13 protein-coding genes and 1 other annotated feature are annotated in these 14,305 nt (G+C 44.9%); of the genes, 4 read left to right on the top strand and 9 right to left on the bottom strand.

The features are described 5' to 3' along the window. The first annotated feature begins 24 nt into the window (after positions 1–24). Positions 25–489: a DUF4385 domain-containing protein gene (locus MH215_RS14415; protein WP_239291053.1), complete on the top strand. Its 465-nt coding sequence runs from the start codon at positions 25–27 to the stop codon at positions 487–489. Positions 490–670: 181 nt separating this feature from the next. After that, the gene (locus MH215_RS14410) at positions 671–1,129 is read left to right on the top strand and encodes a hypothetical protein (RefSeq protein ID WP_239291051.1); all 459 of its coding nucleotides are present in this window, start codon (positions 671–673) and stop codon (positions 1,127–1,129) included. Positions 1,130–1,263: 134 nt separating this feature from the next. Here MH215_RS14410 and MH215_RS14405 read toward each other — a convergent pair whose 3' ends face one another. After that, positions 1,264–2,076: an SDR family NAD(P)-dependent oxidoreductase gene (locus MH215_RS14405; RefSeq protein ID WP_239291049.1), complete on the bottom strand. Its 813-nt coding sequence runs from the start codon at positions 2,074–2,076 to the stop codon at positions 1,264–1,266. A gap of 202 nt (positions 2,077–2,278) precedes the next feature. Between MH215_RS14405 and MH215_RS14400 the strand changes: the two genes are divergently transcribed. Beyond that, positions 2,279–2,938 (top strand): TetR/AcrR family transcriptional regulator, encoded by a 660-nt coding sequence (locus MH215_RS14400; RefSeq protein WP_239291047.1) that lies wholly within the window; start codon positions 2,279–2,281, stop codon positions 2,936–2,938. A gap of 128 nt (positions 2,939–3,066) precedes the next feature. Here MH215_RS14400 and metG read toward each other — a convergent pair whose 3' ends face one another. The 6 genes from metG to MH215_RS14370 all read right to left on the bottom strand — a co-directional run bounded on the left by metG (position 3,067) and on the right by MH215_RS14370 (position 10,310). After that, a complete protein-coding gene (metG, locus tag MH215_RS14395) occupies positions 3,067–4,704 on the bottom strand; it encodes a methionine--tRNA ligase (protein ID WP_239291045.1) in 1,638 nt (545 codons plus the stop codon). Between the two features lie 45 nt (positions 4,705–4,749). Further along, positions 4,750–5,014 (bottom strand) — a binding site (T-box leader). A gap of 76 nt (positions 5,015–5,090) precedes the next feature. Continuing rightward, entirely contained in the window at positions 5,091–6,152 is a 1,062-nt protein-coding gene (locus MH215_RS14390; protein ID WP_239291043.1) for an LLM class flavin-dependent oxidoreductase, read from the bottom strand. A 194-nt stretch (positions 6,153–6,346) separates the two neighbouring features. After that, positions 6,347–7,159 (bottom strand): class I SAM-dependent methyltransferase, encoded by an 813-nt coding sequence (locus tag MH215_RS14385; protein ID WP_239291041.1) that lies wholly within the window; start codon positions 7,157–7,159, stop codon positions 6,347–6,349. 443 nt (positions 7,160–7,602) lie between these two features. Beyond that, entirely contained in the window at positions 7,603–9,264 is a 1,662-nt protein-coding gene (locus MH215_RS14380; protein ID WP_239291040.1) for a DUF4179 domain-containing protein, read from the bottom strand. After that, positions 9,218–9,775 carry an RNA polymerase sigma factor gene (locus MH215_RS14375; protein WP_145044896.1) on the bottom strand — a complete coding sequence of 186 codons (558 nt, stop codon included), beginning with the start codon at positions 9,773–9,775 and terminating at the stop codon, positions 9,218–9,220. The genes MH215_RS14380 and MH215_RS14375 overlap by 47 nt, the downstream gene beginning before the upstream one ends. A gap of 193 nt (positions 9,776–9,968) precedes the next feature. Continuing rightward, positions 9,969–10,310: a zinc ribbon domain-containing protein YjdM gene (locus MH215_RS14370; protein ID WP_239291039.1), complete on the bottom strand. Its 342-nt coding sequence runs from the start codon at positions 10,308–10,310 to the stop codon at positions 9,969–9,971. Between the two features lie 274 nt (positions 10,311–10,584). Here MH215_RS14370 and MH215_RS14365 point away from each other — a divergent pair, with 274 nt between their 5' ends. Beyond that, entirely contained in the window at positions 10,585–11,736 is a 1,152-nt protein-coding gene (locus MH215_RS14365) for a VanZ family protein (protein WP_239291038.1), read from the top strand. A 202-nt stretch (positions 11,737–11,938) separates the two neighbouring features. Here MH215_RS14365 and MH215_RS14360 read toward each other — a convergent pair whose 3' ends face one another. Together MH215_RS14360 and MH215_RS14355 are read right to left on the bottom strand one after the other, a co-directional pair. Then, complete coding sequence (locus tag MH215_RS14360; RefSeq protein ID WP_239291037.1) at positions 11,939–13,396, bottom strand: carboxylesterase/lipase family protein; 1,458 nt, start codon at positions 13,394–13,396, stop codon at positions 11,939–11,941. Positions 13,397–13,612: 216 nt separating this feature from the next. Continuing rightward, the gene (locus tag MH215_RS14355) at positions 13,613–14,272 is read right to left on the bottom strand and encodes a CPBP family intramembrane glutamic endopeptidase (RefSeq protein ID WP_239291036.1); all 660 of its coding nucleotides are present in this window, start codon (positions 14,270–14,272) and stop codon (positions 13,613–13,615) included. Positions 14,273–14,305 lie beyond the last annotated feature (33 nt).

The raw sequence follows: 14,305 nt of genomic DNA, 5'->3' as shown, positions 1-14,305 counted from the left end.
ACTATGAAGGAGGATGACAAGCAGATGAAAAAGTTCGATTACGACCTGAATTACAAAGAGCTTGACCTGCGCAAGCAGCCTGAACTGTATACTGTAGGACGCGGAGAGCAAGGGGTGCTCATGGTTGAACCATACAAAAGCGAAATCCTTCCGCATTGGCGATTCAAAACACCAGAGATTGCAACCGAATCCTCGCAGAAGATCTATGATCTGTTTTTGGAATATAAAGAACAAGGAGATTTTGTGGGAATGGACATGGCGCGCAAATTCCTCCAGATGGGGTACACCCGAGCCAGAAGATACACCAACCATAAAGGTGGACGCAAGTATTCGAAGGAGGATGGCTCCATTCTGCCGTATCAGAACGACGAGGTAAAAGCAGAGGCCGCAGCTATTTTCAAAGCACAATGGGAGATTGCCAAGTCTGATTCCGATTATGTGCAAATGAAGAAGGAGCACCGAGAAAACTACGAACAAGCTGACGAGTAGTTACCTGTACCTATGTGGTCTGTGATGTACTAACATACCGTGGATTCATATTGAGTCTAACGAAGATGGGGCGTACAATGAGTCATAACAATATAGAATGATACTAACAAGTAGCGAACTGACGTAGTAAACAATTGTACAGTTTCTCAAGCTTGCCTCATTCTTGGAAACAGGTGATGGAATGATCGTATGGATTGTCGGTATCGCCGGAATCATCCTTCAAATTCTATGCGCTGCCGCGTCTGGCACTGGGCTAGTTGTGGGATTTATATTTTTTCTGATCGGCTTCGGTGGCATGAAACGTGCAAATCAGACAGCGATCAAGCTATGGCTGAGTAAAGATACAATGATGATTATGGGTACTATGCTGGTGGTACTTATTTTCTTCCTCATTGCGTACTGGAATGTGAGATTAATGGGTGACACGATGTTCCCAGGTCTGTTGGGGTCAGCGGTACGGGATATTTCAGGCAAACAACTGCTCATCGCAGGTATCGCGAGTGTTTGCTGGACACTTCTTATGCTGTACTGGCTGCTACCCACCGTATTCGATTTCAAAGGACTGGGTCTCAAACCGCAGTTGACCGCATTAAGCGCATCTGCGCTTAGCATCCTATTTGCAGCATTGCATACGAATTAATGGGTTTGTTGGCTTGTACTTGTGCATGAATTGGTAGTTAACAAGCTTGTATGAAAAAGGCGCTGTTCGTGAGAAGTACTTTCGCGGCCAGCGCCTGTTTACCGTATTTACATGTTTCGTCTCGATGTGATCAACTACGCCTGAGCCTGGACTTTACTGCTTTTGTTACGAGGACGAAGCATGTTACCTGCGATCTGTAGTATCTGTCTGCGCGGTATGAGCCGAACGAACTGAGCAACCCAGTAATTTCTAATCCCTGGTACTGCATAGGGTTTGCCCGATTTTAGTGCCTTCATTGCAACCTGCACCACATGCTGGGGTGTATCCCGTTTCCCAACGGAGGCTTCTTCTGCACCCACGATGTCAAAGAAGGACGTATCCGTCGAGCCAGGACACAATGCCAAAAACTGAACGCCACGCTTCCGATTTTCTTCGTATAATGCCTCGGTAAAAGATAGAACAAAAGCTTTTGTTGCTCCATACACGGCCATATAGGGATCGGGCTGGAATGCAGCCGTGGAAGCAACATTAATAACTGTCCCTCTCCGATTCTGCAACATAGCTGGCAAGAAGAGATGGGTCAAGTTGGATACCGCCAACACGTTTAACATGATTTCCTCTTGTTGCCTCATATTATCTAACTCCTCAAAGAGTCCATGTGTAGCAAAGCCAGCGTTATTAATTAACATGTTGATCTGAAGACCACGACGCTGACACTCCTCATATATTTGCTTTGGTGCTTCTGCTTGTGATAGATCGGCTACAATAACTTCTGCCTTGACCTGATATGTACGTTTAATTCGTGCTGCGAGGTTATCTAACTTAGATACAGATCTAGCTACAAGGACAACATTCATCCCTTTTGATGCCATTTCAATCGCAAAAACCTCTCCAATCCCTGATGAGGCACCCGTAATAAGAGCCCATTGCAGTTGTTCCTTTTCCATGAATTCAACCATCCTTCGCAAATAGTATAAACTACGTTTTCCATTGGAAACAGTGTTTCCTAATGAAACCATTGTATCTTTGAGTGATTGACCTTGTCAACTCATCCCCAATCCAATTGACGTTATCTTGCGTTAAACAGTAGAATGACCATAAGAAATATGGTTTCAATTCAACAACAATAAGGTTATGAGGATGAAAGAAATGAAGGATCAGTTATCCAATTCGAAGGAATCAACACATAATGTAACCACATTCCAAGAAGCCCGACTTCAGCATTCTGAGAACTTACGGCAAAATATTGTTCATGCCGCTGCCGCCCTTCTTCAAGAGCATGGGCCAGAGGCAGTCACTGTGCGTCGTGTGGCAGAACGGATGGAATGCTCGACTAAAATTATTTACAACCTCTTCGGTAAGAAGGAAGGGTTAGCGAAGCATTTGTATATGGAAGGGTGCTCTCTTCTATCTCAGACGTTCGAGAACGTGCTACCGCAAGCAGCATTTGATATTTATTTCCGAGATCTAACTCAGGCTTACTGGGACTTCGGCATACAGCAATCCAGCTTTTATCAACTGATGTTTGGTGGTTCGTTTGCCGAATTCAAGCCAGATGCGGAGAGCTTGCAAGGAACAGCAACAGCCTTGAAACAGATCTCCGGACTCGTTGAAGTTGCGATTAAGCAAGGTCTCATTCAGGAGAAGGATCCTCTACTTGCCGTTCGCCTAATCTGGGCTCCTCTGCATGGTGTAATTCATCTATATTTAGGTGGGCACATCGAGAGTGAAGAAGCAGCCAAGAGGCTCTATGACCATACTGTAACGATGATTATGAACACACTGATCAACCCTTCTGTGCAAGGATAACTTGCGAAGATCGGTGCCCTAGATATAAATGTGGCTTAGTAAGAGTGTTAGCTCTTCCTTTCTTCATAAGAGCGCTGTTCTTGAGAAACCTCTCAAAGTATTCTCGTGAACAGCGCCCAACCATACACTTATTGATTAGCGAGTCGTTGCTCCTCCTCTTCAATTCGAGTGGGATCAATTCTTTCAAATAATAACTCCAGTTCGCGGATCTTCTGATTAGCTGGAGCCTTAATAGGCTGCCAACTAGGTTGCTCCAACGTAAGGAAACGTCTAATTTTCTCACACGCAAAAGGTACAAACGGCTCTAACACATTTGATAAATTAGCTATGATTTGAATACAAGTAAACAATGTATTGCTGCAAGAAGCCTTATCCTCCTTTATTTGGATCCACGGTTTGGTATCATCAACATATTTGTTGGCCAGACGAATATAGGTGAAAATATGCTCAACCGCTTCCTTCAGATGGCCTTCTTCTATGAGTTGACCACTTTTCAAATAAAGCTGTGCGGTTACACGCTCCCAATCCAAATCTATTGTCCCTTCAGGAACGAGACCATCGTAAAACTTCTCAACAAAAGCTAATGTCCTATTAACGAAATTACCGAATGCACCTAATAACTCCCCATTATGACTATGAATAAACTCACGCCACGAGAAGTTCCCATCCCTTTTCTCCGGGCCATTGGCTATAAGAAAGTAACGAATGGAATCCGGTTGATAGCGTTCAAGAATATCAGGAACCCATACCGCCCAGTTGTTACTTGTCGAGAACTTCTTGCCTTCCAGCGTCATATACTCACAAGATATAATTCGATCTGGTAAATGTAGAGACTCGCCAGTTCCCTGCAATATTGCTGGCCATATCAACGTATGAAAAGGGATATTATCCTTACCATGTACATAATAAGAAAGAATTTCTCGATCCTCCCCTAGCCAAAATGGCTCCCACTGTCCTCCGGTCTCTGCTGCCCATTGTTTACTTGCGGACAAATATCCACATACTGCTTCGATCCATACATATATCTTTTTCTCTTCAAATCCCTCTACTGGTACGTTCACGCCCCAATTAAGATCACGTGTAGCTGCCCGATCGTGTAGCCCTTCTTCCAAATAACGTCGAGTTAGCTGTGTAGCATTCTCCCGCCAACCCTCAGCAAGATCCACATACTCACTTAAGAAATCTTGAAACTTCGAAAGTGCAAAATAGTAATGCTCTGTTGGACGCTCTACAGGAGGGTGTCCGCATAGTTTACAGGTCCGATTGGTCAAATCAACGGGATCAAGTAAGGAGGAACAAAAATCACATTGATCTCCTCGTGCACGATGACCACAAACGGGGCAATCTCCCTCAACATAACGATCAGGTAAAAAGCGCTGATCTATCTCACAATACGTTTGTTGAACCGTTTGAGTATACAAGTATTCCTGCTGTAATAATTTCGAAAAAATCTCCTGCACGATATGGTGATGCGTCTCCTGATCCGTTCTTGAGTACAGATCATACGAAAATCCAAGCTTGCGGAAACAGCCAACAAATTCCTGATGATATCTGTCAGCAATATCACTTGGTGTAACTCCTTCCTGACCTGCCCTGACGGCAATGGGTGTACCATGACAATCACTTCCCGATACATACAGCACTTCTGACCCCTTCGCACGATAATACCGGGCAAGGACATCACCTGGAAGCAGACTTGCAAGACGTCCTAAATGCAATGAACCATTGGAATAGGGCCAAGCACCACCAATAAAAACATGCTTCATTTCAAACAACCTCCTTTTTTTTGGACACAAAAAAACCCTCATCCCCAAAGGGACGAGAGTTGTGCTCACGTGTTACCACCCAAATTTATAAATGCCTCACGACATTGACCTCTTCAGGTACAACGCAGACTCTGCGCGTATACCCTAGCCATATAACGGTGGCGGGTTCCGGCGCAGCCTACCACCACATGAGGTTTCGGTGCGCAGCTCAGAGACCATATTCCCAAGGTTATTCTTTACCCCTTTTCAGCAACCGGGGCTCTCTGTTGAAAGATATCACCATGGTACTCTTTCTCTTCACAGCTTTTTCTAGTTATTGAAGTTATCGGATATTATATGGGAATTACATCTCCCAAGTCAAGTATCCCACAACTAAATTTATTCTATTAATTATTCTCGCCGTTCTCTGCTTCCCAACGTGCAATTTCCTTGCGTACAATTGGAGCAACCTCTTTACCTAACAGCTCAATTGCACGCATAACCTCATTATGCGGCATTGTGCCGAGTGGGGTGTGCAACATGAAGCGAGTGATGCCCACTTCTTTGCGCAGGTAGATGATTTTCTGAGCTACGGTATCCACGTCACCTACGTACAATGCGCCTTCTAGACTGCGTGCCGCATCAAATGTTGCTCGGCTGTAGTGTCCCCAGCCACGTTCGCGTCCCAGCATGTTCATCACCGCTTGTGCTGGTGGGAAGAATTTCTCTACCGCTTCATCCATCGTATCTGCGATAAAGCCATGAGAGTGAGAAGCAACGGTCAGTTTGGATGCATCATGTCCTGCATGAGCAGCTGCCTTTTTGTACAGTTCTACCAATGGTGCAAATTGCACAGGACGACCACCGATAATAGCAAGCACCAGCGGCAAGCCGAGCAACCCTGCACGCACAACCGACTCTTGGTTACCACCACTGCCGATCCATACCGGTAGTTTCTCCTGTACCGGGCGTGGATAGATGCCCAGGTTGTTGAAGGAAGGGCGGTGTTTGCCTTCCCAGGTTACTTTTTCCGAATCACGCAATTTCAGCAATAGATCCAGTTTCTCGTCAAACAACTCGTCGTAATCGTTCAGATCATAGCCGAACAATGGGAAGGATTCAATAAATGAGCCCCGCCCTGCCATAATCTCTGCACGTCCGTTCGAAATACCATCCAGTGTTGCAAAATCCTGAAATACACGTACTGGATCATCCGAGGATAATACCGTTACTGCACTAGTCAGCCGAATGTTCTTCGTCTGTGAAGCTGCTGCTGCCAAAATAACGGCAGGTGATGAAGCGGCATAATCGGCACGATGATGTTCACCTACGCCATACACATCCAACCCCACTTCATCTGCCAACACAATTTCCTCAACTACGTCGCGAATCCGCTGTGCATGACTGATCAATTCTCCTGTTTTTACATCCGGGTTCGTCTCCACAAATGTACTAATTCCGATTTCCATTGTCCTGTTCCTCCCTGGTATGAAGCGATCCGTCATCTATCTAACCTATTGTAAGTAGATCACCTTTTGTAATATGTCTTAATATTGAACTATTTTGAGAAAAAAAACAAGTACCCTCTGTCTTCAGAGGGCACTTTTCTTATTTTTTCTATATTTATAGGTTGCTTATACGTATCTCCAACGTTAATTGGGTACTACTTTTTCCTTCCGATGTACAACAGATGCGACGAGACACCCAGTATCGACGGGTCTTTCGCCGCTTCAATCATATAACGGATCAGTTCGTCATATTCGCCGCGATCTCGCCAATATTGTTGCTGCTCATCTGTGAGCATAGCGCCTAGGCTGGATGAACCAATTAACGCTTCTGTCGCGAAGCCATGCTGTTCCATAAACGGGGTGACGTCCTGAATGTTGAAGTAATATGCTCCCGTAAATCGTCCCTCATCCTGATGATCGAAAGTCCCCTTTTCTACAAAAGAACGGATGGCTCCCATACTATCGTTCGGCTTCCATTGCTGCGGTGACCGCAACGAATTGATACTCATACGCATTCGGCTCTGCATAGCGATGTAGACCATACCTCCCCGTTTGGTCACCCGATGCAATTCTTGTACAGCAGCCACGCGTTCTTCTTCGGTCTGTAGATGATATAACGGCCCCAGCATCAGGGATGCGTCATACGTTTCATCCGCGATACCTGAGAGCGAAGTTGCATCAAGCACATGGAATCCATCAAATTGCTCTATCAAGTCAAGCTCCAGCGCCTTCTGCTGTGCAATATCGACCGAGACAGGTGTCAGATCAGACAAGGTAACGTGATACCCCAATTTAGCCAGCTCCATAGCATACTTCCCTGGCCCAGCGCCATTATCCAGAATACAGCCATCAGCCGGAAGATGCTCCTTGATGTAGTGCATATTAATGATGAATTCAAGCGGTTCTCGTTCCAGCCTTCCCCACTCATCGAAACCCGAATAGTAATCAATAATGCGCTCTCTCTTCATCCTTTATCCACCTGTCCTTTTCTGAGTATGTAGATTGAAAAAAAAGTAAAAAACCTGCCGCCTCAGCTAAGAGGCGACAGGTTAGAACTTCGCGGTACCACTCTTCTTCATCCATGACAGAATTCATCATATACATATGAATAAGTCATAGAATCTTAGGATCTGATCACGGAGATGAACCGTCAGGATCTACAGTTGGCTTGGCTTTGTACTGAAGCTCTGTATATTCGGCATGTACTTCAGCTCGGGCCTAGGCATAAACCGCATATACACCATTCAATCCTGCCACTCACAGGCGAGTTGGGGGACGGGCTGGACTGCCTCACACCATAGCGACAGTTCTCTGAACCAACCGTAATCCTTAATACTCCTGATCATCGCGTTTATCGTTTAGATCAATAAATTCTAACCAGTATAGTTCACCCATATATTTCCTGTCAATCTTATTTCGTTCTCTCTTGCAATTGAACCGATACTTCACTTTCAGGCTCCTCAGTGCTGTACGCCCAAGGGTACACAGTTGCCGTATCGGATGTGTATTGCTTGTATTGATCAATACCTTTGTTATCGCCATCACCGGAGAATTGAGCCTTAGACATTTTGCCATAGTTTCGTTTACCGTTCTCGATCATATATGTCTGATTCACCCCGCCAAAGCGAGGATCGTCGCTATATCGCTCCACATACAAATCCCCATCTTTGCGATAATATGTCCAATGAACAACGTAACCCCCGAGCACGGTATCCAATTGTTGTGGCTTTTCACTGATCTGTGTCAGCGTAACCGGCTCAAATTCACCGTGGAATCGGTTGATTTTGTGACTAGCAATCAAGGTGATCGGGGTGTCCTGATTCACTTCCATACCCGGCGTTATCTCAAAACGAAGCTCCGTTTCATACTCCAGGCCACTGTTCATCAACCCACCGTACAACGTTGCTCCCTCCACATCCAGTGTGTAATTCACATAGGACAATGGCATATATTTCTCCTGGTGACTAATAATCACTCTGATCTGTGTAGGGGTAATAATGGCCTCTTTGATCTGCGCCCCTTCTGGCAGACCTTCCATAGGTAAGTCCAGAGTTCTTGTACTCGTTCCACTGAGCATCTCCGTCTTATCCAACTGAATGCCGATGTTAAACGGTTGACTCACCTGACTTTCCTGTCTATTATAGGCCAGCACATAGGATGCAGCCGATTGCTTCAGCGTCTCTAGGTTGTAGTTCTGCTCTGCTGTGTATTCGCCATGATCGCCCGGTGTACCAAAGACACCACCGGTGCTTTCCTTGATTACATTTCCATCGTGATCATAGATAATCACCTGTGGAAACGCATATTCACGAACCTCAGGTTGCTCAAAAGTCAGAGACGTAGACAACATCACCTGATTTTGCTTGTCGTTGAACGCACTTACTTCTAACGTACCCAGACCATCCTTATCGATGTTGAAGGTCTGCACATCCTTTTGCAACGGATCAATCGTAAGTGGAGCCTCTGCAGGAACTAACATCTGAATGCCGCCCACGGTAAAGTGAACATCTGCAAGCTTGCCTTTCGGTGTCCACTCGGTCTCAAAGTATCCCTTAAACTTGCTTTCATCCGTATCATATACATGGTGATACCTGCCCTCAATCAGCTTGCCATCCTCGCCCTGAAGACCGATAGAGGAGAACTCGATGTTGTCGCCCGTATACTTCCCCGGATCAAGTGTATACAAGATGACCGTACGGTTATCATCTGTAAAAGCAGTATCCAGCGTCAACGTTACTCCGTCTAACGTCATCGACTGGTTAAGCTGCTGTCCAAGCTCCATCTGTAAAGCATGCTGAATCCCACTTCTGCCATCCAGAAGATCATCCCAGTTATAATGAACTGCTGCATATACCGGTGTTGCCAACAACACAACTGCGGCCGTTCCAATCAGTACCGTCTTCTTGAATTGTATACGTCGTCCTGCGTATTCTCTGGTTCCTGACACATGTAAAGCGGGACAACGTTCTTGATCCTGGCTAATCTGATTCCACATTGCATCAAAGTCAGGATAAGGCATATCTTTATCATTTTTCAGATGATGAGACAATTGATTTTCTGTACTTTTCACCATACACTTCCCCTTTCTGATGAAGCTTTCTGGCCTTTTCCCATTTCTTTCGTAATAATCGCAGCCCTTTATACACTCTGGACTTCACCGTTCCGATCGGCACCTCTAGAATCTCTGCAGCTTCTGACAAACTCAGTTCATTCACATACCGCAGCAATATAGCTGAACGTATCTTCTCAGGTAATTCATGAATCCATTGTTTCCACGCTTCCGATTCCTCTAGTTGTTCCATCGCCTGATCAGCGGAATGAGCCGTGGTCTGCGCTGTGAGCATAAATTGCTTTTTCTCCCGCTCTTTAGCAGAGCGCTTCTTCTTCAAAAAGTTAAGACAATGGTTTACCGTGATTCTCATCAACCACGTCTTCATATATTCAACCTTTCTCCAGTCCTGCCGAAATACGGTGATGAATACATCGTGGCACACGTCCTCCGCATCCTGCGCATGATGGAGCATGTAATAACAGGTGCGGTACACATCCTTGTTGTACATCTCGAACAATTCTTTATCGCTCAAAATCCACCCTCCTTTCTGTACTTCTGCCTGCTTCAAATCTATAGACAAAGCCGTGCTTAGAAAGGTTCATTTATTTATCGAAGTGTCTAATAACAAAAAAGAACATCCAGTCCGCAATCATGCGAAATTGAACGTTCTTTAATACTTAATTCAGTTTATAGGTGGCTGGACTACGACTTAGACTAAGATATAGCTAGATTTTTTTCACAAATTCGGACTTGAGCTTCATCGCACCCAGGCTATCAATTTTGCAATCAATATCATGATCTCCGTCGATTAGACGAATATTCTTCACCTTCGTACCCTGCTTCACGACGAGCGAACTGCCTTTCACTTTCAGATCTTTGATGACCGTTACCGTATCCCCATCATTAAGCACATTTCCGTTCGCGTCCCGCACAACTTTGCTATCTTCTGCGTTCTCATTCTCAGCGTCCAAAGACCATTCATGAGCACATTCTGGACAAACGAGCAGGTTTCCGTCCTCGTAGGTGTACTCGGAATTACATTTCGGGCAGTTAGGCAAATTAGACATATGTATTAAACTCTCCTTCTTACAACCTCTTATATTGGCTTCCTCGCAAGTATAAGGGATTACGTCACATTCTTCCACCTAGATACGACCTAAGTCTAACGTGAATTCACCGGATTTAAACCAAATTTAAGGTTCAATCATCCCTTACATTAAGGGTATCGCTTTAACATATAACTATCCAATACAACACGCTGAACGATAAATGATAAATCTTCCCCCTGAGGGAGCACATATCACAATCTTACTATAATTCGATATAAAGGAGTTCTCACTCATGTCTTCTTATGTATTTCCTGTACAGGCGGCATTGGCTATATTTGTTGTCATGTCCATGTTCCTGCTCGTTCCATGGCTGATCTACGGTTATCGCAAAGACGGCTTCTTTAGCTGGTCTCGCTTTTTCGTTAGCTTCTCTTTTATCTTCTACATTTTGGCTGCCTACTGTCTCGTCATTCTTCCATTGCCATCAACACGGAACACATGTGTGCAGCAAGCGGCTGACACGATCTATTACAACCTCGTTCCGTTCACGTTTGTGAAGGATATCATGCGAGAGACACCCATCATCTGGTCACAGCCCTCCACCTATCTTGGCATGATTCAGGGCAGAGCTTTCCTGCAGGTTTTGTTTAACATTCTATTGCTCATGCCGCTGGGTGTGTATATCCGATATTTCTTGCAAAAGAGATCTCACTGGAAAGTTGCTTTGTTTAGCGGCTTCGGACTTTCCTTATTCTTCGAGCTAACGCAGCTCACTGGACTTTACGGTTATTACAGTTGTCCCTACCGACTATTTGATGTGGATGATCTATTAGCCAACACGTCAGGAGCCGTGCTTGGATATTTTGCAGCACCCATTCTACTCGCACTGTTCCCCTCACGAGCAAGCATCCAAGCGAAAAGCGAACAGATCGTGGAGCAGAACCGCGTATATCCTGTGGCACAATTGCTCGCATTGATGATAGATGGGATTATCGTCGTGTTTATCTCTAATGTGATGTCAATCTTCACCGATTCGAATGTGATCAACGACGTGTTGAACACTTCCGTAGGTATATTTATTGTACTGTTCTGTGTTCCATGGCTTCGAAACGGAGTAACTCCAGGTTCGGCCATCCTGAAATTCCGCTATGTTAATCAACAGACAGGTGAACCTACGTACAGCTCTATATTCAAAAGATTCATTGCTCTTTATGTGCCATGGCTGTCCTTTACGATCATTCGATTGGTTAACGACTATGCCTTCCAAAATACACATGATGGGCTCCTACAGCCTTATCTGATCTGGCTGTCGGTGGGTATGATTATGCTGTACATGGTCGTTTACGTCATCCTTATCATTCATGTGTTGATGGTGCTGTTCTCTGGAGGCAAACGTTCCTTCTACTTTGACGAGGTATCCCACACGCGCGCCTCTAGAAAATAGATGTAGGCTTCTATAGATACTAACGTCCATCAATCTGCATAAGAAAAGGCGACTCCCATCTACAGTAAAATGGAAGTCGCCTTATTCTTGTTCCAACCCAGCTGACCTTTAAATATGAGAATCCAAATGTGCACCGCGGTGTTCATACTCTTGGGAAAATAGAGTAACGAACTTCGTTATATCACGTTATACACATTATACGTTATAGACCTAGTAACTCCCGCTTAGACGCTTCAGGATCATGCACGACTTCAATTTCATGGTTAAAAATTAACGTTGCACGATCCTGTTCATATGCAGGCCAAGCTACACCCGCAGTCTCCGGCTTACCATGCTTGGCAAAGGATATCCATGCATCCTGTACCTTAAGTGCAAGCTCTGCCGCTGCCTCGTCCGGCTCAGCATTCATGAATTTCAACACAGGTAATGTATTGAACACAAAGAACATTTCAATACTGTGGATGGCTCTTTTTAACAATGGATGCTCTGGCATCACCCAATCGAAACGATACATCCATACGGGTGCGTGCTTCTGCTGTGCCGCCGCATATTGTAGTGATGAGCGCCAGAAGAAAAGATCCGTCATGACTTGAGCTTGGCCATCTGCCGTTTTGGGATAACGATCTGCAATGGCCACACGGTTCTCCAGATCTGGTGCCATAAAGTCCACACCTTGTACCATATCAATCTCGGGTGAGAAAGGTACATGTGGCTGGATAAACAGAGCACCTTCATGCCGTGTTGTTCCAATCAATACAGGAATGTCCTGCGCGGAACCTGCGTTCACCGCTTCAAGTGGAGTCTGAGGTAGGGTATTGCCATCCAGTACAGGCTGGAATAACAGAGCCATCCCAGCTCCGATCTGCTGTTTAAGAATCTCACCTGCTGCGATAATCTCCTCTGCCGGAATGGTTCTCAGTTTTTGCAGATTGTCTGGCTCAACGCCAAGAATCTTCAACATCCCCTCACGCATCGCAGATGCTTGTTCTGCAGTGATGAACTGTGAAGCTCCACTCTGCATGATGGCACGGTTAAACAATCCTTTAGCGGCAGGCATAGCCATTAGAGCTGCAATACTCATGCTGCCTGCTGACTCTCCGAATACCGTGACATTGTTCGCATCCCCGCCAAACGCCGAGATGTTATCCTTCACCCATTGTAGCGCAGCCGCTTGATCAAGCAGACCCGCATTCGTCACATAGGATTCACCGAGTGGAGCCATATGCAGGAAACCGAGTGGCCCGAGTCGGTAGTTGATGGTGATAACGATAACATCGCCTCTATGCGCCAATTGTGTCCCATCGTACATCGGCTGACTGCCTGAGCCCGATACGAATGAGCCCCCATGAATCCATACCATAACAGGTAGAGGATTAGTGCTTTCTTTTTCCGGTGCCCAGATGTTCAGATATAGACTGTCTTCTGATTCCACTGGCCGTTGCCCACCTGTCCAATCTGATTCGTGACGAGGCTGTATATTCTCAGGCCCAAATTGTGTAGCCTGTCTTATTCCATCCCATGATTCCGGTGGTACTGGCGCTTGAAAACGCAACTCCTCTACTGGCGGTTTGGCATACGGGATACCTTTCCACACACGTGTACCATGCAAAAGCTCGCCTTGAACTGTACCATACTTCGTTTCAACTTGAAGTTCTCTCATGCCGCTTCTACTTCCTCTCCATGGATAGTTAAACTAACATTTAAAAGGTTTTTCAAAAAGTAAGCTTCTGAACACGTACTTTTAGTGATTCGCATGTGTATCTATTTGAGTATAAATCGTTGGCATACCCATTTACAACTTTACCCAGATATCGTCCTACAACTACGTTTCACGTGGAACTTTCTTATATAAACTTGACCTTTCTGTAGGCGTGTCTTATGTGAGAAACACACTTAATGAGTTCCAGATCATATGGAGTAAAATCCCTGGAATCAGTGATTTTGTTTTATAAAAAATGTAGCCAAACACGAGTCCAAAAATGGATGTAGCTATAAAAACACCACCGTGCAACATACCAAAAACCACCGAAGAGATGATTAATGCCCACCATGGTCCATATTTACTGGAGAGTGTCGTGAAGAACAATCCTCTAAACAGCAGCTCCTCGAAGAACGGAATAATTATAGAAATGGCTATAATAACAAAAATATTTTGAAGCGTCATGACGGAATGGAGACTACTCAGACTAAAGGTCTCTCGCTGACCTTCATTCGTTTCTATTCCAGTGCCTAAGACTAGCACTGAAGTTAGTGCCATCAACACAAACCCAGCGATGATATAGAAGGCTGCCGTTCTTATCTTTACTTTGGAGCATAATGGATCACGTATGTATTCTCTGAACCTTTTATTAATAGCAAGGAACCACGTATACGTTATGATTTGAAACAATATGAACACAAACGTTGTATCTACATTTTTCACGCCTAACATCTCTAATATTAAGGATGTAATGATAAAAAAGATTGCAGGCAGTAGCAGTATTACTCCTAGTTGTTTAACTACCTCTTTCAAACTGTAACTTCTGTCTTGCGGCATTCGTAAGTTCCACCTCTGTATGATCTAATCTAA

Source organism: Paenibacillus sp. ACRSA, assembly GCF_022346845.1.
In the GTDB taxonomy this organism is placed as follows: domain Bacteria; phylum Bacillota; class Bacilli; order Paenibacillales; family Paenibacillaceae; genus Paenibacillus.
The sequence above is the reverse complement of the archived record's forward strand: the minus strand, read 5'-3'. Positions and strand labels throughout refer to the sequence as shown.